Below are 17,768 nucleotides of genomic sequence, written 5' to 3' on the forward strand. Positions count from 1 at the left end.
TTGTGTGTCGCGGGGTGCAGGGCGCACCGGCCGGTCGGCGAGAACATATAATTGTCGCATAGATACCACGGATTCCCCGGATGCCTACCCTGTACTTCACCGTGCTGTTCGCCGTCGCCGTGCTTGCGATGGTCGTCACGAAACTCTGGCTCGCCTCGCGCCAGATCCGCTTCGTCGCCGCGCACCGCGAGATCGTGCCGGACCAGTTCGCGACGTCCATCCCGCTTTCCGCCCACCAGCGCGCCGCCGACTACACGGTTGCGCGCACGCGCCTCGGCATGGTCGAGATCGTGGTGGGCGCGGCGGTGCTGATCGGGCTCACGCTGGTGGGCGGCGTTCAGGTGCTCGACCTGGCAATTTCGGAGTGGCTCGGCCGCGGGTATCTCGGCCAGATCGTACTGGTGGCAGCGGTTGTCGCCATTTCGGGCATTGTCGAGGTGCCGTTCGACTATTACCGCCAGTTCGTGATCGAAGAGCGCTTCGGCTTCAACCGCATGGGCAAGGGCATCTTCTTCGCCGACCGCCTCAAGGGCGTGCTGCTCGGCGCCGCGTTCGGCCTGCCGCTGCTGTTCGTGGTGCTGTGGCTGATGCGCCAGGCGGGCAGCTTGTGGTGGCTGTGGACGTGGGTCGTCTGGGTCGTGTTCCAGATGCTCGTGCTGGTGCTGTACCCCACGGTCATCGCGCCCCTCTTCAACAAGTTCGAACCGCTCAAGGACGACGCACTGCGCACGCGCATCGAAGGGCTCATGAAGCGCTGCGGCTTCGCGGCCAAGGGCCTCTTCGTGATGGACGGCAGCCGGCGCTCGGCACACGGCAACGCCTATTTCACAGGCTTCGGGTCGGCAAGGCGCATCGTGTTCTTCGACACCCTGCTCTCGCGCCTCTCCGGCAGCGAGATCGAAGCCGTGCTCGCGCACGAGCTCGGTCACTTCAAGCGCCATCACGTCATCAAGCGCATGATCGTCACCTTCGCGATCAGCCTCGCCATGCTCGCGCTGCTCGGCTGGCTCTCGCAGTGCGTGTGGTTCTACGAAGGACTCGGCGTGCGGCCGTCGCTCATCGGCGACAACAGCGGGCTCGCGCTCGTGCTGTTCTTCCTCGCGGTCCCGGTGTTCCTGTTCTTCGTCACGCCCATCGGCAGCCTGAGTTCGCGCAAGCACGAGTTCGAGGCCGACGCGTTCGCCGCCACGCAAACGGACGCGAAAGATCTTGTGAATGCGCTCGTGAAGCTTTACGAAGACAACGCCTCCACGCTCACGCCGGACCCCATCTACACCGCGTTTTACTACTCGCATCCGCCCGCTTCGCAGCGCATCGACCGGCTGCTGCGGCACGCATGACGCGGCGCGCACCGAAAGCGGCGCAAGGCGCCGCGGAAAACCGCGCGCAAGGTAAGCGCATGGAAGGACGCGTGATCGCAGCGCATGGCCGCCATTACCTCGTGACCCCGGACGCTGGCGGCGCTGCGCTGCAGTGCTTTCCACGCGGCAAGCGCAGCGAGGTCGCCGTGGGCGACCACGTAACCTATGAGCCGACCTCCGCGGACCAGGGCGTAATCGTGGCCATCGGCGAGCGGCGCAATCTGCTCTACCGCTCGGATCAGTACAAGTCGAAGCTCTTCGCGGCGAATCTCGACCAGTTGCTGATCGTGCTCGCCACCGAACCGCACTTCAGCGAGGACCTGCTCGGCCGCGCACTCGTCGCGGCCGAAGCGAACGAGCTGAAGCCGATCATCCTGCTCAACAAGACCGACGTAGAGGCCGCGCTGCCAGCGGCGCGTGCGCGCCTCGAACGCTACCGCGCGCTTGGCTATTCCGTGCTCGAAGTATCGATCAAGGCGGCGCCGGAGGCAGCGCAGGCCGTGCTCGCCGAGCACCTGCACGGCCACGACACGCTGCTGCTCGGCCAGTCAGGCATGGGCAAATCGACGCTCGTGAACCTGCTGATTCCAGACGCGGAAGCCGCCACGCGCGAAATCTCGACGGCACTCAACAGCGGCCGACACACCACGACCTTCACGCGGCTCTACCCGTTTGCGGGCGGCGGGGCGCTGATCGATTCGCCGGGCTTCCAGGAGTTCGGGCTGCACCATCTCACAGAAGGACGGCTCGAGCGCGCGTTTCCGGAATTCCGGCCGCTACTCGCGCACTGCCGCTTCTACAACTGCCATCATCTGCACGAGCCTGGGTGCGCGATACTCGCCGCCGTCGAAGATGGCCGCATCGCCCGCGAACGGCATGCGCTCTACGCGCAGCTCGTTCACGAAGCGAGCCAGATCGTGCGTTGACCATCCGGTCGCCGCAGCCCGCCCACCGCTATGCTCAAGCTCACGAGCGCGCCGAACCTGCTGACCGCACAGCACTGGCTGAACGTACTCGAGACAGCCGGGATTGCGTGCGAGATGCACAACCGCTATCTGAGTGGCGCGATGGGCGAGATTCCGGCGGAACAATGTGCGCCGGAACTGTGGCTCGTTGACGAACGCGACGAGGCGGTGGCGCGCAAGCTGCTCGCCGCCGCGATGAGCGGACCGCCGAAGGACGCGGCGCCGTGGCGCTGCCGCCAATGCGGCGAAACGCTGGAAGCGCAATTTACCGTGTGCTGGCAATGCGGGACGGCACGCAATCCGCTGGACTGACTGAAACCAGCGGCGCTGAAACGGAAAGGAGAGGCTGAAGCGGATCTACGAGCGCGGGTGGGTTAGAACCACATCGCGATGGTGAGCATGAGGAGCAGCAGCATCCACAGGATCACCGCACGCCACACCAGCCCAACTGCGGATTGCAGCGTACGCGGCGTGCAATCGTCGCCAACCTGCAGCGGACCGCCGTCGCCCGTGGCCAGGGCATCGAGACTCGACGGCTCGGCAAGCGGCCCGGAGAGACGCGCGCCCAATGCACCGCTGCCCGCGGCGAGCAATACCCCCTCGTTGGTGTCTGGCCACGTGTGCGCATGATTGCGCCAGGCGTAAATCGCGTCTTCGAAGTTGCCGACAATCGCAAAACCCAGCGACGTGAGCCGTGTGGGCACCCAGTCGATCAGAAAGAACGCGGTCTGCGCGAAGCTGGAAAATGCCGCGGTGCGATCGTCGGCGGGCCGCGACCATGTGCGGGCGAGATATTCCGCAATCCGGTACAACACCGCGCCGGCGGGTCCGATCGGCACGAGGAACCAGAAGAACACGCCGAACACGTGCCGATGCGACGCCACAACCGCGTGAATGAGCGTGTGACGCACGATTTCGCCGACCGGCATGTCGACGGTGTCCATGCCAGTCCATTCATTGAGAATTTCGCGGGCGCGCGGCACGTCGTCGCTATTCAGAGCGAGATGAATGTCCGTGAAATAGTGGCTGAACTGCCGGAAGCCGAGCGTGAAATAGACGATGACGACGTTCCACAGGAACGCCAGCACAAAGCTGATGCGATACAACACGTAATAGACGAGCGCGACCGCGAGTGTCCACGGCAACACCACCGCAAGCCACGCGAGCAACCCATGCTTTTTCTTGCCGGCGTCGAACCCTTGCGCCGCGGACTCGGCGTGAAATTGAAGCAGCGCGGACACCGGATTGGTCGGCGACAGCGCGCGCACCTGTTCGATGATGAGGGCCAGCAATACGGAGAAAAAAGTCATGCGACGCGCCGTGCGATTCGGAAGTTTGGAATTCTTTTATAACGATAGCACAGGGTCAGATGGGCCTGAATGCGCGCGGGCCGCGGCGCAACATCGAAACAACAACGGCGTGATGTGCACGAGCCACATTCCAGTCGGCATGGCGTTTCATGCCGCAAGAAAGCGATAGAAATTACGCAACATGCCGGCCGTCGCGCCCCAGATGAAGTAATGACCACCGGTGCTGCCGCCGCGCGGATACGGCATGGAGAAGAAGCGTCGCTCGCCGCCTTCCCAGCGGAACACGCGCACCTCATGGTGCCTCGGATTCATCAGGAAGCTGAGCGGCACTTCGAAGATGTCCGCCACTTCGAGCGTATCCGCTGACACCGTGAAGGGCGGATGCACAAGACCCACCACGGGCGCCACCAGAAAGCCGGTGCCCGTGATGTAGTCCGGCAAGGCCCCCAGCACTTCCACGCGTCCGGAATCGAGGCCCACTTCCTCATTCGCCTCGCGCAGCGCGGTGGCAAAGGCGTCCGCGTCTTCCGGTTCCCGGCGGCCGCCGGGAAAACTGATCTGGCCAGCGTGATCGTTGAGGTGATCGGCACGTTGGGTGAGCAGCACCGTCAGCCCCTCCTCTCGCACTACGAGCGGTACGAGCACAGCTGCGTCGCGTGGGTCGACGTCTTCCGTGAGACGCGGCTCGAACGGTTCAGGCGACCACAGCAGGCGTTGCTCGAAGCGCGCGCGCAAGCCGTCCGGCGTCAAACGGGCAGACGGCACAGGCGGCAGGTCCGTGCCGGTCGACTCGACCGGCAGGTTTTCAGGCTCGAATACAGGACGGATCAACGGGTCTCCCGGAACGGGCACCGGCGTGCGTGGCGGGGCGCTACCGCCGGACAGCGAACATAGCGATGTCGCGCGGACATCTGCACATATCGCTATTTTGACCTGGCAAACAAAAAAGCACCCGGGAAGGGTGCTTTTTCTTACAGCTTTTACTCTGCGGCAGCTGCGCGGTCTTTCGACACCAGCTTTTCCTTGATCCGGGCAGCCTTGCCCGAACGCTCGCGCAGGTAGTACAGCTTCGCACGACGCACATCGCCGCGACGCTTCACGACGATGCTGGCGAGCAGCGGTGAGTACGTCTGGAACGTCCGTTCGACGCCTTCGCCCGACGAGATCTTGCGCACGATGAACGACGAGTTCAGACCGCGATTACGCTTCGCGATCACGACGCCTTCGTACGCCTGAACGCGCTTGCGGTTGCCTTCCACGACGTTCACGTTCACCACCACCGTGTCGCCGGGGGCGAATTCGGGAATGGTCTTGCCTGCGAGCACGCGCTCGATTTCTTCCTGCTCGAGTTTTCCGATGAGGTTCATCACTGACTCCGTAAGCCATCTTGTCGGCGTTCGTGCCCGTACCGGCTTGAGCAGCATTCCGGCACCACGGCCCCGATAGAGGATGGGTTCACATCAGGCACCGTCCACGCATGGAGCGGCGCCGCCTTTTGCCTCGCTAGTGGCCGCCGAAGACGATGCCTTCCGCGCTTCCTTCGCGAGACTTGCGAGCCATGCCTCGTCGGCGCGGCTCAACATCTTGTTCTTCCTGGCCTTCTCGATCAGATCGGGCCGCTTGTAGAGTGTGTTGCGCAATGCCTCGCGGCGGCGCCACTGCTCGATTTCCGCATGATGCCCGCCGAGCAGCACATCCGGCACGCGCATGCCGTCGTATTCCTCAGGGCGCGTGTAATGGGGACAATCGAGCAGTCCGTCCACGAAGCTGTCCTGCACCGCCGACTGCGCATCGTTGAGCACGCCCGGCAGCTGTCGCACCACCGCATCCATCAGCGCCATGGCCGGCAGCTCGCCGCCTGACAGCACGAAGTCGCCGAGGCTCACTTCTTCGTCGACACAACGGTCGACAAGGCGCTGGTCGATGGCTTCATACCGCCCGCACAGCAATACGAGGCCGGGCTGCTGTGCGAACTGCATCACGCGTTCATGCGTAAGCGTCGCGCCTTGCGGCGACATCAGCACGACCTTCGCACCGGTAATGCCCTGTTGCGCCTGAGCCGCTTTCGCCGCGCCAATCGCGTCTTCGAGCGGCCTGGCGAGCATTACCATGCCGGGCCCGCCCCCGTAGGGACGGTCGTCAATCGTGCGGTAGTTGTCGGTGGTGAAATCGCGTGGATTCCACGTACGCAACCCGTAGCGCTGCTGCTTCGCGGCCCGACTGGTAATGCCCCAATCGGTCAGCGCACGGAACATCTCAGGAAAGAGCGTCACGACATCGAACTGCATCGCTCTCTCCGTTCAGCGAATCGTGTTCAATAGTCGGCTTGCCAGTCGACGACAATCCGCTTCGCCGCCTGGTCCACCGACTTCACATAGACGCCGACGAACGGAATCAGCCGCTCGCCGGTTAGTGGCTTGCCGTCTTTCCCGGTGGAGGGATACTCGACCTGCAGCACCGAGTGGGCGCCGTTGTCGATCATGCTCGCCACTTTGCCGAGCACTTCGCCGCCTTCGTTGACAACTTCGAGGCCGAGCAGATCGACCCAGTAAAACTCGTCGGCTTCGAGCGCCGGAAACTCGGTGCGGCTCACATACACGCGGTGACCACGCAGCGCGAGTGCCGCATCGCGATCGTCCGTGCCGCCCAATTGCGCCACCACTGCGTCGCCGTGCGTTTTGGCGAGCACGACTGGCACCGACTTGCGCTCGCGGCCCTTCTCGAGCCACCAGCGCTTCGCAGCCAGCAGGGCATCGCCGCCGCGACCGGCCTGCGCGTGCGCCGCCACTTTGACCCAGCCTTTCAGACCGTAGGCATCGACGATCGCGCCGACTTCCACCGCGTCGACCGGCCAGCTTTGTTCCGACTCGAGCCGCATGCCCGGCGCCTCTGCTGCGCCCTGCGACTCGCCGCGTGTTGCTTCACGGCTGCGGCCGGGTTTGCGCACGAATGCACCGAACGGTGCGACGCCTTCGCCGGAAGCCGACGGCTGAACGCGACGCTGGCTGCGCTCCACCGGTCCAGCGCGTCCCGATCGTTCGGAATCACGTGCGGACATCAGCGAACCTCGCAGCCAGTTTCAATTGCCGGGGCACACTCGACCGGCCAGGCATCGCAGAGTTTGCGCGACGCAACCGGGAATGCACACCCACAAGCGCGGACCCTGCGGAGCCGGACAAGCTCATGCACGCGGCTCATGCAAGCAGATTACGCAGCCGGAGCTGCTGCCTGCGCCTTCTGCGCCTGCTTCACGAGACGCTCCACGGCCGGCGACAGCTGGGCACCCACGCCTTGCCAGTACGTCACGCGATCTTGCGCGATGCGCAGCGCTTCGCCCTTCGTCGCGACCGGATTGTAGAAGCCGACGCGTTCGATGAAGCGGCCGTCGCGACGGTTACGCGAATCGGTTGCAACGATGTTGTAGAACGGGCGCTTCTTCGAGCCGCCGCGAGCCAGACGGATGATGACCATACTTGAATCCTTGAAAACCGGGGGTTCGGGACCACTGAAACCGGCGATTATAGCCTGAAACCAACGCCATAACAAACACTTAACGGAGAACCTTGCAAATCGGGCTGTGACGGCAATGCAGGCCCGGCTGCGCGAAGGTGGCACAAAGCGGCTTGCCACCCGACGTGCCTTTGCCCGCGGGCCTATTCCGTACCTATGCCCGCACCCCTGCCGACCGTATTCGGGCGCCGCAACCAGCCCATCCCGGTCACTCTCGCCGCGACGCATTCGCCGACGGTCCCACCTGCCTTACGCCGTCCCGTCGGCGTAGAATTCGGCTCGGCCGGAATCCCGAGCAGCGTGACGCAGGCACAACAGGCAGCGGCGGCGCTCTCCACCATCACTCGTTCCCATGTCCACCGCTTCGAATTCATCGCGCTTTCGTTCCAAAACGCTCACCGCTGCTCTTGCCTTTTTCTTCGGCAGCATCGGAGCCCATCGCTTCTATCTATACGGCCCGCGCGATGTCTGGGGATGGGCACATCTGGTCGGCACCGTGATCGGCATTCCTGGCTTTTTGCTGCTCGTCGCCACCCAGCGCGAGTCTGCCCTCGGATGGTCACTCGCGCTACCCGGCGCAGTGTCGCTGCTGGCCGCGTTTCTCGCCGCCATCGTCTACGGGTTGCGCCCCGACGAGAAGTGGGACGCGCAGTTCAACGCGCAGGCCGGCCGTCGCAGTCGCTCGGGTTGGACGGTCATCTTCATCGTCATCTTTTCGCTGCTGATCGGCGCCTTCCTGCTGATGACGGGACTTGCGCTCTCGTTCCAGACCTATTTCGAGTCGCAGGTCGAAGCGGCGAAGTCGCTATCGCAGTAATCGGACCGGCAAGAGACACGACGCCGCACAAGCCGGCAGCCCGCCTAGAACAGATCGAGTTGCGGGTCATCCGCCGCACGCCGCAACACGACCGGTTCGCGGCGAAACTGCGAAATGTCGAGAATGCCGCGCCGCCGCTCGTTGAGACCGAGCCGTCGCACGGCTTTCCCGAAGCGCTGTTTCAGCAGATCGGCCCACGGCCCCTCGCCTTTCATTCGGCGTGCGAACGAGGCGTCGTAGTCTTTGCCGCCTCGCATGTCGCGCACGCGGCTCATGACGCGGTCCGCGCGGTCCGGAAAATGGGCTGCCAGCCAGTCCTTGAATAGCGGCGCGACTTCCCATGGCAGCCGCAGCACGATGTAACTCGCGCTCGTCGCGCCGGCCTCCGTACACGCTTCGAGAATACGCTCCATGTCGGGCTCCGTTACAAACGGGATCACCGGCGCAATGCTCACGCCCACCGGCACGCCCGCCTGAGCGAGCGTACGAATGGTGCGCAGGCGCCGGGCGGGCGACGCCGCGCGAGGCTCCAGCGTGCGCGCAATGCCTGCATCGAGCGTGGTGATGGTGATGGCAGCCATCACCTGGCCGCGTTCCGCCATCGGCGCCAGCAGGTCGAGGTCGCGCTCGATCAGCGACGACTTCGTGATGGCGGCGAACGGATGATGACGATCGTGCAGCACCTCGATCACGCGACGCGTGAGCCGCAGATCACGCTCCACGGGCTGCCATGCGTCCGTGTTGACGCCGAGCGCAATCGGTTCCGGCACATAGGACTTCTTCGAAATCTCTCGTGCCAGCAGTTCCGGCGCGTTGACCTTCGCATAGATGCGACTTTCGAAATCCAGGCCCGGCGACAGGCCCAGATAGGCATGCGTGGGGCGCGCGAAACAGTAGATACAGCCGTGCTCGCAGCCGCGGTACGGGTTCAGCGAAATGCTGAACGGAATATCCGGCGACTGGTTGCGCGTAAGGATGCTCTTCGCGCGCTCCTCGAACACCTGCGTGCGCAGCGGGGGCGGCACGTCGCCCTCCGGGGAGTCGAGGTGTGTCCAGCCGTCGTCGAACGCTTCGCGCTGGTTGACTTCGTAGCGGCCCTGCAGGTTCGTTACGGCGCCGCGCCCCTTGTATGGGGCGGGCGGGGCAACGGGATACTCGGAATATTCGGCGTCGGGATCGTTCACGGCGGCACACGACAAACGGAAAGCGACCGCGCCATACGAGGCAACGGCCGAAGTGCTGTATAAATATACAGTACTTCGGCCGTTTGTCGAGCCGTTCTTCGAGCCGCAGTTCAGTCAATCGCCCACAGCGATCGTCAGCGTTTCCTTGATCTCTTCCATCACCACGTAGCTCTTCGACTGAACCGCCCCGGGCAGCTGCAGCAGGATGTCGCCGAGCAGCTTGCGGTAGTCCGCCATCTCGCCGATGCGTGCCTTGATGAGGTAGTCGAAGTCGCCCGACACGAGGTGGCACTCCAGCACCTCAGGAATCTTCTGCACCTCGCGGCGAAACTGCTCGAACATGTTGCCGCTCTTGTGATCGAGCGTGATTTCCACGAACACGAGCAGCGCCGCGCCCAACATGCCGGGATTCACCCGCGCGTAGTAGCCAGTAATGATGCCGTCGCGCTCCATGCGCTTCACCCGCTCCGTGCACGGGGTGACCGAGAGACCGACCTGCTCGGCGAGGTCTTTCATCGCCATGCGACCGTCCTGCTGGAGCAGTTTCAGGATGCGGTGATCGATGCGATCGAGGGTCCGGACGGGCTGGCGTTGTGTGCGCATGGTTTTTCTACTGAAAACTGGAAAAATACAATAACAAAACCTACCTCAACACCAATAGCATAGCCGTAAATACTGGATACGCGCGATATTTCATGGTTTTCCGGACGCGCAGACCAGTTTCCCTTTCTGGATGGAGCAGCTATGCGAATCGTCGTTCTGGGCAGTGGCGTCGTCGGCGTGACGAGCGCCTATTATCTGGCGCGCGCCGGTCACGAAGTCACGGTGATCGACCGCGAAACCGGCCCTGCGCTCGACACGAGTTTCGCGAACGCAGGCCAGATCTCGCCGGGTTATGCCTCGCCCTGGGCCGCTCCCGGCGTGCCGCTCAAGGCCGTGAAGTGGATGTTCCAGAAGCATGCGCCGCTCGCCATCCGCCTCGACGGCACGCGCTTCCAGCTGCAGTGGATGTGGCAAATGCTGCAGAACTGCACGGCCGGGCGTTACGCCGTCAACAAAGGCCGCATGGTTCGCCTTGCCGAATACAGCCGCGATTGCCTTCAAGCGCTGCGCGCCGAAACCGGCATCGAGTACGAAGGCCGCCAGGGCGGCACGCTGCAGGTGTTCCGCACGCAGCAGCAACTCGAGGGCGCCGCGAAAGACATCACCGTGCTGAAAGACGCGAACGTGCCCTACGAGTTGCTCACGCCCGAAGAGCTGTCGCGTGCCGAGCCGGCGCTCGCCGCCGTGTCGCACAAGCTCACGGGCGGCCTGCGTCTGCCCGGCGACGAAACCGGCGACTGCCAGTTGTTCACCACGCGCCTTGCCGCGCTTGCCGGCGAACTCGGCGTACGTTTTCGCTACAACACGGCCATCGATGGCCTCGCCGTTGCGGGTGGGCGCGTTGCCGGCGTGCAGTGCGGCAGCGAACTCGTGCGTGCCGACGCTTTCGTCGTGGCCCTCGGCTCGTACTCGACGAAGCTGCTGTCGGGCATCGTGAAGATTCCCGTGTATCCGCTCAAGGGCTACTCGATCACGGCACCGATTGTCGATGCCAAGGCTGCGCCGGTTTCGACGGTGCTCGACGAAACGTACAAGATCGCCATCACGCGCTTCGACGACCGCATCCGCGTGGGTGGCATGGCCGAGATCGTCGGTTTCGACAAGCGCCTGCGCGATGCGCGTCGCGAGACGCTCGAAATGTGCGTGAACGACCTGTTCCCGGGCGGCGGCGACACCTCGAACGCCACCTTCTGGACCGGCCTGCGCCCGATGACGCCGGACGGCACGCCGGTGGTGGGCCGCACGCCGATGCCCAATCTGTTCCTCAACACGGGACACGGCACGCTGGGCTGGACGATGTCGTGCGGCTCGGGCCAATTGCTCGCAGACCTGATGTCGGGCAAGCAACCCGCCATTCGCGCCGACGACCTCTCCGTCCATCGCTACCTCGGCGAAACGGGCGGCACGGGGCGTCCTGCATACGCCTGATTCGACTGGCGCGAGCCGCACACGAGACGCTCGCAGAAGCAAAAAAGAAGGCGCCCACATTGGGCGCCTTCTGTCTTATGGAACGCGTTCCGCGCGCAAGGCGCCCCGCTTCTCGCAGGGCGTCCGGCCCATCAGTTTCAGAACTGGTCCTCGCCAAGTGCAAACACGCCTTCGCCACCTTTCGCGCTGACGATCGACACCTCCAACGCGCCAGCCTGAGGCAGCACGTGCTGCGCGAAGAACTGTGCCGTGGCGATCTTCGCTTCGTAGAACGCCGGGTCCTCCGCGCGCTTGCTGGCCGCGGCCAGCATGGCACGCGCCATCTGCCAGCCGCCCAGCACGATGCCGGCCAGTTTCAGATACGGCACACTGCCCGCGAACACCGCGTTCGGATCGCCCTTCGCGTTGGCAACGACATACTCCACAACCGACTGCAGCGCACGCTGACCTTGCGCCAACTGCGTGCGCATGGCACCGAATGCCGCGCCTTCGTGCGCGCCTAGCGCTTCGACGGTCTGCCCGATCTCCGCGATCAGGGCCTTCGCCACCGCACCGCCGTCGCGAACCGTCTTGCGGCCGATGAGGTCGTTTGCCTGAATCGCCGTGGTGCCTTCGTAGATCGTCAGGATGCGGGCGTCACGGTAGTACTGCGCCGCGCCCGTTTCCTCGATGAAGCCCATGCCGCCGTGCACCTGCACGCCGAGGCTCGTCACTTCGAGCGAAAGCTCCGTGCTCCAGCCCTTCACCACGGGCACGAGGAACTCGTAGATCGCATGATGCCGCTCGCGCGTCGCAGCGTCCGCGTGGCGATGCGCGATATCGCAGTGCGCGGCCGCCACGTAGGCAAGCGAGCGCGACGCTTCCGTAAGCGCGCGCATCGTGGCCAGCATGCGGCGCACGTCCGGGTGGTGGATGATCGTGACGGCCTGCTTCGCCGATCCGTCCACGGGCCGGCTCTGCACACGCTCCTTCGCATAGGCGAGCGCCTTCTGGTAGGCGCGGTCCGACACCGCCACGCCCTGCATGCCGACCGCGAAGCGGGCCGCGTTCATCATGATGAACATGTACTCGAGGCCGCGATTTTCTTCGCCCACGAGCTGACCGATCGCGCCGCCGTGATCGCCGAACTGCAGCACCGCCGTCGGGCTCGCCTTGATGCCCAGCTTGTGTTCGATCGACACGCAATGCACGTCGTTGCGCGCGCCGAGCGAACCGTCGTCGTTGACGAGGAACTTCGGCACGGTAAAGAGCGAAATACCCTTCACGCCTTCCGGCGCGCCAGGCGTGCGCGCGAGCACGAGATGCACGATGTTGCCCGCCATGTCGTGCTCGCCCCACGTGATAAAGATCTTCGTGCCGAAGATACGGTACGTGCCGTCGCCCTGCGGCTCGGCACGCGTGCGCACGAGTGCGAGATCGGAGCCGGCTTGCGGCTCGGTGAGGTTCATCGTGCCGGTCCATTCGCCGGAGATCAGCTTCGGCACGTAGCGCTGCTTCTGCTCCTCCGTGCCTGCGGTCAGCAGGGCTTCGATGGCGCCGTCGGTGAGCAGCGGGCACAGCGCGAACGACAGGTTCGCGGCATTGAGCATTTCGATACACGCAGTGGCGATCAGCTTCGGCAGGCCCTGACCGTCGTAATCGGTAGGATGCTGGACGCCTTGCCAGCCGCCTTCGGCGAACTGCCGGAAAGCGTCGGCGAAACCGGGCGTCGCCTTCACTTCGCCGTTGTGCCAGCTGCTGGGGTTGCGATCGCCTTCCACGTTGAGCGGCGCGATGACGTCGCCGCACAGCTTCGCGGCCTCTTCCAGTACGGCCTGGGCCGTCTCCGGCGTAGCGTCTTCGAAGCCGGGCAGGCTTGCGACCTGATCGATGCCGGCAAGCTCGTTCATCACGAACAGCATGTCTTTGACGGGGGCGGTGTAGCTCATTGAGTCAGTCTCCTCTACTGCCTGATATCAATAAAAAAGGGGGCGCCGTGCGCGCCCCCTTCGTGTGCCGATAGCCTTCTGCGAGGCGCGGGTGCCGCGCTTAGCCGAGTTCGCCGACGAGTTCGGGCACGAGCGCAAACAGATCACCGACGAGGCCGTAGTCGGCCACGCTGAAGATCGGTGCTTCGGGGTCCTTGTTGATCGCGACAATCACCTTCGAGTCCTTCATGCCGGCCAGATGCTGGATCGCACCCGAGATGCCCACCGCCACGTACAGCTGCGGCGCCACGATCTTGCCGGTCTGGCCCACCTGGTAGTCGTTGGGCACATAGCCCGCGTCCACCGCCGCGCGCGAGGCGCCCAGCGCTGCACCCAGCTTGTCGGCGAGCGGCTCCAGCACCTTCGTGTAGTTCTCGCCGCTGCCGAGACCCCGGCCACCCGAGACGATGATGTTCGCGCTCGTCAGCTCGGGACGGTCAAGCTTCGTCACTTCGCGGCTCACGAACTGCGAGATGCCGGCGTCCGGCGCTGCCTCGATCTTCTCGATGGACGCGCTGCCGCCTTCGGCCGCCACGGCGTCGAAGCCCGTGGTGCGCACCGTGATGACCTTGATCGGGTCCGCCGACTGCACCGTTGCGATCGCGTTGCCGGCGTAGATAGGACGCTCGAACGTGTCGGCGCTGACCACGGCCGTGATGTCGCTGATCTGCGCCACGTCGAGCTTCGCCGCGATGCGCGGCGTCACGTTCTTGCCCGCCGCCGTGGCCGGCGCGAGGATGTGCGAGTAGTCCTTCGCGATGTTCAGTACCGTCGCCTCGACGTTTTCCGCGAGGCCCGCTTCGAGCTGCGGTGCATCGGCGAGCAGCACCTTCGATACGCCCGCAATCTTCGCCGCCGCTTCGGCCGCGCCCTGCGCGTTGTGGCCGGCCACCAGCACGTGCACGTCGCCACCAATCTTCGTCGCAGCCGCCACCGTGTTCAGCGTCGCGCCCTTCACGGTCGCGTTGTCGTGTTCCGCAATTACCAGAATCGTCATTTGTCGTCGCTCCCTTACAGCACCTTCGCTTCGGTCTTCAACTTCTCCACCAGCGTCTTCACGTCCGGCACCTTCACGCCGGCCGAGCGCTTCGGCGGCTCGGCAACCTTCAGCGTCTTCAGGCGCGGCGTCACATCCACGCCGAGATCCTCGGGCTTGATGGTTTCGAGCGGCTTCTTCTTCGCCTTCATGATGTTGGGCAGCGTCACGTAGCGCGGCTCGTTCAAGCGCAGGTCGGTCGTGACCACGGCGGGCAGCTTCAGCGAGAGCGTTTCGGCACCGCCGTCCACTTCGCGCATCACCGTGGCCTTACCGTCTGCAACCGTCACCTTCGAGGCAAACGTCGCCTGCGGCAGGTTCGCGAGTGCGGCAAGCATCTGGCCGGTCTGGTTGGAGTCGTCGTCGATGGCCTGTTTGCCCAGGATGACCAGCTGCGGCTGTTCCTTGTCCACGAGCGCCTTGAGCAGCTTCGCCACAGCGAGCGGCTGCAGGTCTTCGTTCGATTCGATCAGGATGGCCCGGTCCGCGCCGATGGCCAGCGCCGTGCGCAGCGTTTCCTGCGCCTGCGCCACGCCCGCCGACACCGCGATCACCTCGGTCGCCACGCCCGCTTCCTTCAGGCGCACGGCTTCCTCGACGGCAATTTCGTCGAACGGGTTCATCGACATCTTCACGTTTGCAATGTCGACGCCCGTGCCGTCCGTCTTCACGCGGACCTTCACGTTGTAGTCGACCACTCTCTTGACTGGCACCAGGATTTTCATGCACACGCTCCAAAGTTACGAATACGTCAACCTGCGGGACATTATAGCGACAGCCCCTTGCGCACCGCGGCGCCGCAGGCCGTTTCGATCAACAATACCGCCCTTGGGCTGGGCGTCGGAAATAGCGAACGGTCGTGCGATTTTAGCCTTGAAAAAACCCAGGCGCCAAGCCCGGGCTCCGACCGGTGCCTCTAATTTTGCTGCCCGCCTCGCGGGACCGGCCGTCCATATTGCTCGCGCCGTTTTTGCGCAGCCTATTACCAGCCCGCCACCACCGCGCCGCCGAACTTCGTTTCGATGTACTGCTTCACTTCCGGCGAGTGGTACGCCGCCACGAGCTTCGCCACCCACGGCTTGTTACGGTCAGCCTCACGAATCGCGATGATGTTCACGTACGGGCCGTTCGGATCTTCGATGGCAATGGCGTCCTGCCTGGGCTTGAGGCCCGCTTCCATCGCGAAATTCGTATTGATGGCCGCTGCGTCCACGTCGCCCAGCGAGCGCGGAATCTGCGCGGCGTCCAGTTCCACGATCTTCAGCTTCTTCGGGTTGTCGACGATATCGATCGGCGTGGCCTTCAGTCCCGCGTCGGCGCGCAGCTTGATGAGGCCCTGCTTTTGCAGGAGCAGGAGCGCGCGGCCGCCGTTGGTCGGGTCGTTCGGCACGGCGATCTTCGCGCCCACGGGCAGCGCCGCCAGCGACTTCACGCGCTTCGAGTAGATGCCCATCGGGAACGTCACCGTATCCGCGATCTTGATGATCTTGTAGCCGCGGTCCTTCACCTGCGCCTGCAGATACGGCTCGTGCTGATAGCTGTTCGCGTCGAGGTCGCCGCCTGCCAGTGCCGCGTTCGGCTGCACGTAGTCCGAAAACTCGACGATCTTGATGTTGAGGCCGTTACGCGCGGCCACGGTCTTCACGACGTCCATCAGTTGCGCGTGCGGGCCGCCCGTCACGCCCACCTTGATGGTTTCGTCGGCGCGCGCGGCGCCCGAGGCAAACAGCGTGGCGGCACCGAGCACGGCGGCCAGTTTCAATACGAAGCGACGTTGCATAACTCAATCCCCAAACGTGTGTTGTTTCGTGTGTTGTCTATTGACGCACTGACGCATGGCCCGCGTCGCGAACGCCACGGGCCTTGCATCGATTCAGCGATGACCCAGGCGCCGCACGAGCCAGTCGCCGAACGACTGCACGAGCTGAACAAAGACGATCAGAATCACGACCACTGCGACCATCACTTCGGGCTCGAAGCGCTGATAGCCATAGCGGATGCCCAGATCGCCCAGTCCGCCACCGCCGATCGCGCCCGCCATCGCCGAATAGCCGACGAGCGAGACGAACGTAATGGTGAGCCCGGCCACGATGCCTGGCAGCGCTTCGGGCAGCAGCACCTTGAAGACGATCTGGCGCGTCGTGGCGCCCATCGCCTGAGCGGCCTCGATCAGGCCGCGATCCACTTCGCGCAGCGCCGTCTCGACGAGTCGCGCAATGAACGGTGCAGCGGCAATCGTGAGCGGCACGACGGCCGCGGCCGTGCCGATCGAGGAGCCCACCACGAGGCGCGTGAACGGAATCACTGCGACGAGCAGGATGATGAACGGCGTCGAACGCACAGCGTTCACGAGCATACCCATCGCGCGGTTCACGGCGAGGTTCTGCAGCACGCCTTGACGGTCGGTGAGATGGAGCAGCACGCCGAGCGGCAGCCCCACGAGGGCGCCGATCAAGCCCGAGATGCCGACCATCACGAGCGTCTCCCAGAACGACTGCACGAACATATCGAGCATTTCACTCAACATACGAGAGCTCCTCCACGACGACACCCTGCTCGCGCAGCCAGGCGATGGCCTGCGCGACCTTCACCGCCTCGCCGCTCGCAAGCACCGCGAGCGACCCGAACGCCTGGCCCTGAATCTCGTCGATCTGGCCGTGCAGAATATTGAAGTCCAGTTCGTAGCGGCGAATGGTTTCCGAGAGCACCGGCTGGTCCACGCCCGAGCCCGTGAAGGCGAGGCGCAGCAGATGTCCGTTGCCCGTCTTCAGACGCTCGGCCACGCGCACCTTGAGCGCGGGCGGCAATTCCTGGGCAATCACGTCGCCCAGCAGCGCGCGCGTGACTTCGTGATGCGGCTGCAGGAACACGTCGATCACGCGACCTTCTTCCACCACCTTGCCCGCATCGAGCACCGCGACGCGATCGCACACCTGCTTGATGACCTCCATCTGATGCGTGATCAACACGACGGTGAGCCCGAGTTCGCGATTGATCTTGCGCAGCAGATCGAGAATGGCGCGCGTGGTTTCGGGGTCGAGTGCCGACGTAGCTTCGTCGGAAAGCAGCACCTTCGGTTTGCTGGCAAGGGCGCGCGCAATGCCGACGCGCTGCTTCTGCCCGCCGCTGATCTGCGCCGGGTAGCGGTCTTTCTGCGCGGTCAGGCCAACCAGTTCGAGCAGCGGTAACACCGCTTCTTCAATCTCTGCGCGCTTCATGCCCGCAAGCTCGAGCGGCAGCGCAACGTTTTCGTAGACGGTGCGCGACGACAGCAGGTTGAAGTGCTGGAAAATCATGCCGATCTCGCGACGCGCAGCACGCAACTCAGCAGCCGGCAACGACGTGAGCGCCCGTCCGTTCACGACGATCTCGCCTTCGGTAGGCCGCGTCAGCAGATTGATGGTGCGTACCAGCGTGCTCTTGCCGGCGCCGCTGCGGCCGATGATGCCGAACACTTCGCCTGGGGGAATCGTGAGGTTGATGTTGTGGAGCGCTTCGACCCAGCCTCGGGGCCCCGCGAAGCACTGCGACACATTGCGTAGTTCGATCATGAAAAAACGAAACGGCGGTACTGCCGGGCAGGCCTT

The 17,768-nt window shown here is 64.4% G+C and carries 19 protein-coding genes; 5 read left to right on the forward strand and 14 right to left on the reverse strand.

The features are described from left to right. The first annotated feature begins 80 nt into the window (after positions 1 to 80). From PKKP23_RS09160 to PKKP23_RS09170, 3 genes are read left to right on the forward strand one after another with little or no spacing between them, the layout of a single operon-like run. Complete coding sequence (locus tag PKKP23_RS09160; RefSeq protein WP_017774614.1) at positions 81 to 1,340, forward strand: M48 family metallopeptidase; 1,260 nt, start codon at positions 81 to 83, stop codon at positions 1,338 to 1,340. Continuing rightward, positions 1,337 to 2,287, forward strand: a complete 951-nt coding sequence (rsgA, locus tag PKKP23_RS09165) for a ribosome small subunit-dependent GTPase A (protein WP_017774613.1) — start codon at positions 1,337 to 1,339, stop codon at positions 2,285 to 2,287. The genes PKKP23_RS09160 and rsgA overlap by 4 nt, the downstream gene beginning before the upstream one ends. 30 nt (positions 2,288 to 2,317) lie before the next feature. After that, positions 2,318 to 2,638, forward strand: coding sequence for a putative signal transducing protein (locus PKKP23_RS09170; protein ID WP_017774612.1), 321 nt, complete (start codon positions 2,318 to 2,320; stop codon positions 2,636 to 2,638). Positions 2,639 to 2,700: 62 nt separating this feature from the next. On the opposite strand, the gene PKKP23_RS09175 is transcribed toward PKKP23_RS09170, so the two are convergent. The 6 genes from PKKP23_RS09175 to rpsP all read right to left on the reverse strand — a co-directional run bounded on the left by PKKP23_RS09175 (position 2,701) and on the right by rpsP (position 7,107). Next, positions 2,701 to 3,636 carry a CobD/CbiB family protein gene (locus PKKP23_RS09175; RefSeq protein WP_017774611.1) on the reverse strand — a complete coding sequence of 312 codons (936 nt, stop codon included), beginning with the start codon at positions 3,634 to 3,636 and terminating at the stop codon, positions 2,701 to 2,703. Positions 3,637 to 3,783: 147 nt separating this feature from the next. Continuing rightward, entirely contained in the window at positions 3,784 to 4,467 is a 684-nt protein-coding gene (locus PKKP23_RS09180; protein WP_017774610.1) for a CoA pyrophosphatase, read from the reverse strand. Between the two features lie 149 nt (positions 4,468 to 4,616). Further along, entirely contained in the window at positions 4,617 to 5,003 is a 387-nt protein-coding gene (rplS, locus tag PKKP23_RS09185) for a 50S ribosomal protein L19 (protein WP_017774609.1), read from the reverse strand. A gap of 93 nt (positions 5,004 to 5,096) precedes the next feature. Then, the gene (trmD, locus tag PKKP23_RS09190; RefSeq protein WP_126876666.1) at positions 5,097 to 5,924 is read right to left on the reverse strand and encodes a tRNA (guanosine(37)-N1)-methyltransferase TrmD; all 828 of its coding nucleotides are present in this window, start codon (positions 5,922 to 5,924) and stop codon (positions 5,097 to 5,099) included. Positions 5,925 to 5,950: 26 nt separating this feature from the next. After that, positions 5,951 to 6,694, reverse strand: coding sequence for a ribosome maturation factor RimM (gene rimM / locus PKKP23_RS09195; RefSeq protein WP_126876667.1), 744 nt, complete (start codon positions 6,692 to 6,694; stop codon positions 5,951 to 5,953). Positions 6,695 to 6,843: 149 nt separating this feature from the next. Continuing rightward, positions 6,844 to 7,107 carry a 30S ribosomal protein S16 gene (rpsP, locus tag PKKP23_RS09200; protein WP_017774606.1) on the reverse strand — a complete coding sequence of 88 codons (264 nt, stop codon included), beginning with the start codon at positions 7,105 to 7,107 and terminating at the stop codon, positions 6,844 to 6,846. Positions 7,108 to 7,498: 391 nt separating this feature from the next. Here rpsP and PKKP23_RS09205 point away from each other — a divergent pair, with 391 nt between their 5' ends. Next, entirely contained in the window at positions 7,499 to 7,963 is a 465-nt protein-coding gene (locus PKKP23_RS09205; protein WP_126876668.1) for an NINE protein, read from the forward strand. A gap of 44 nt (positions 7,964 to 8,007) precedes the next feature. On the opposite strand, the gene PKKP23_RS09210 is transcribed toward PKKP23_RS09205, so the two are convergent. Further along, positions 8,008 to 9,147, reverse strand: coding sequence for a PA0069 family radical SAM protein (locus PKKP23_RS09210; protein ID WP_126876669.1), 1,140 nt, complete (start codon positions 9,145 to 9,147; stop codon positions 8,008 to 8,010). Between the two features lie 114 nt (positions 9,148 to 9,261). After that, a complete protein-coding gene (locus PKKP23_RS09215; RefSeq protein WP_017774603.1) occupies positions 9,262 to 9,750 on the reverse strand; it encodes an Lrp/AsnC ligand binding domain-containing protein in 489 nt (162 codons plus the stop codon). 141 nt (positions 9,751 to 9,891) lie between these two features. Between PKKP23_RS09215 and PKKP23_RS09220 the strand changes: the two genes are divergently transcribed. Beyond that, a complete protein-coding gene (locus PKKP23_RS09220; RefSeq protein ID WP_126876670.1) occupies positions 9,892 to 11,178 on the forward strand; it encodes a D-amino acid dehydrogenase in 1,287 nt (428 codons plus the stop codon). Positions 11,179 to 11,315: 137 nt separating this feature from the next. Here PKKP23_RS09220 and PKKP23_RS09225 read toward each other — a convergent pair whose 3' ends face one another. From PKKP23_RS09225 to PKKP23_RS09250, 6 genes are all read right to left on the reverse strand, one after another. Continuing rightward, entirely contained in the window at positions 11,316 to 13,106 is a 1,791-nt protein-coding gene (locus tag PKKP23_RS09225; protein WP_126876671.1) for an acyl-CoA dehydrogenase, read from the reverse strand. Between the two features lie 100 nt (positions 13,107 to 13,206). Next, positions 13,207 to 14,142 (reverse strand): electron transfer flavoprotein subunit alpha/FixB family protein, encoded by a 936-nt coding sequence (locus PKKP23_RS09230; RefSeq protein WP_017774600.1) that lies wholly within the window; start codon positions 14,140 to 14,142, stop codon positions 13,207 to 13,209. Between the two features lie 14 nt (positions 14,143 to 14,156). After that, a complete protein-coding gene (locus PKKP23_RS09235) occupies positions 14,157 to 14,906 on the reverse strand; it encodes an electron transfer flavoprotein subunit beta/FixA family protein (protein ID WP_114810210.1) in 750 nt (249 codons plus the stop codon). Positions 14,907 to 15,163: 257 nt separating this feature from the next. Then, entirely contained in the window at positions 15,164 to 15,961 is a 798-nt protein-coding gene (locus PKKP23_RS09240; RefSeq protein ID WP_126876672.1) for a MetQ/NlpA family ABC transporter substrate-binding protein, read from the reverse strand. A 93-nt stretch (positions 15,962 to 16,054) separates the two neighbouring features. Continuing rightward, entirely contained in the window at positions 16,055 to 16,708 is a 654-nt protein-coding gene (locus tag PKKP23_RS09245) for a methionine ABC transporter permease (RefSeq protein ID WP_026121722.1), read from the reverse strand. Further along, positions 16,698 to 17,732, reverse strand: coding sequence for a methionine ABC transporter ATP-binding protein (locus PKKP23_RS09250; RefSeq protein ID WP_126876673.1), 1,035 nt, complete (start codon positions 17,730 to 17,732; stop codon positions 16,698 to 16,700). Before PKKP23_RS09250 ends, PKKP23_RS09245 begins: the two co-directional genes overlap by 11 nt. Positions 17,733 to 17,768 lie beyond the last annotated feature (36 nt).

This window comes from Paraburkholderia kururiensis JCM 10599 = LMG 19447, assembly GCF_003986935.1.
Lineage (GTDB): Bacteria > Pseudomonadota > Gammaproteobacteria > Burkholderiales > Burkholderiaceae > Paraburkholderia > Paraburkholderia kururiensis.

Bases quoted from the DNA above. Each gene is read 5' to 3' on its own strand.
- PKKP23_RS09160 (WP_017774614.1), top strand. From the start codon at position 81: ATGCCTACCCTGTACTTCACCGTGCTGTTCGCCGTCGCCGTGCTTGCG.
- rsgA (WP_017774613.1), top strand. From the start codon at position 1,337: ATGACGCGGCGCGCACCGAAAGCGGCGCAAGGCGCCGCGGAAAACCGC.
- PKKP23_RS09170 (WP_017774612.1), top strand. From the start codon at position 2,318: ATGCTCAAGCTCACGAGCGCGCCGAACCTGCTGACCGCACAGCACTGG.
- PKKP23_RS09175 (WP_017774611.1), bottom strand. From the start codon at position 3,636: ATGACTTTTTTCTCCGTATTGCTGGCCCTCATCATCGAACAGGTGCGC.
- rplS (WP_017774609.1), bottom strand. From the start codon at position 5,003: ATGAACCTCATCGGAAAACTCGAGCAGGAAGAAATCGAGCGCGTGCTC.
- trmD (WP_126876666.1), bottom strand. From the start codon at position 5,924: ATGCAGTTCGATGTCGTGACGCTCTTTCCTGAGATGTTCCGTGCGCTG.
- rimM (WP_126876667.1), bottom strand. From the start codon at position 6,694: ATGTCCGCACGTGATTCCGAACGATCGGGACGCGCTGGACCGGTGGAG.
- rpsP (WP_017774606.1), bottom strand. From the start codon at position 7,107: ATGGTCATCATCCGTCTGGCTCGCGGCGGCTCGAAGAAGCGCCCGTTC.
- PKKP23_RS09205 (WP_126876668.1), top strand. From the start codon at position 7,499: ATGTCCACCGCTTCGAATTCATCGCGCTTTCGTTCCAAAACGCTCACC.
- PKKP23_RS09215 (WP_017774603.1), bottom strand. From the start codon at position 9,750: ATGCGCACACAACGCCAGCCCGTCCGGACCCTCGATCGCATCGATCAC.
- PKKP23_RS09220 (WP_126876670.1), top strand. From the start codon at position 9,892: ATGCGAATCGTCGTTCTGGGCAGTGGCGTCGTCGGCGTGACGAGCGCC.
- PKKP23_RS09225 (WP_126876671.1), bottom strand. From the start codon at position 13,106: ATGAGCTACACCGCCCCCGTCAAAGACATGCTGTTCGTGATGAACGAG.
- PKKP23_RS09230 (WP_017774600.1), bottom strand. From the start codon at position 14,142: ATGACGATTCTGGTAATTGCGGAACACGACAACGCGACCGTGAAGGGC.
- PKKP23_RS09235 (WP_114810210.1), bottom strand. From the start codon at position 14,906: ATGAAAATCCTGGTGCCAGTCAAGAGAGTGGTCGACTACAACGTGAAG.
- PKKP23_RS09240 (WP_126876672.1), bottom strand. From the start codon at position 15,961: ATGCAACGTCGCTTCGTATTGAAACTGGCCGCCGTGCTCGGTGCCGCC.
- PKKP23_RS09245 (WP_026121722.1), bottom strand. From the start codon at position 16,708: ATGTTGAGTGAAATGCTCGATATGTTCGTGCAGTCGTTCTGGGAGACG.
- PKKP23_RS09250 (WP_126876673.1), bottom strand. From the start codon at position 17,732: ATGATCGAACTACGCAATGTGTCGCAGTGCTTCGCGGGGCCCCGAGGC.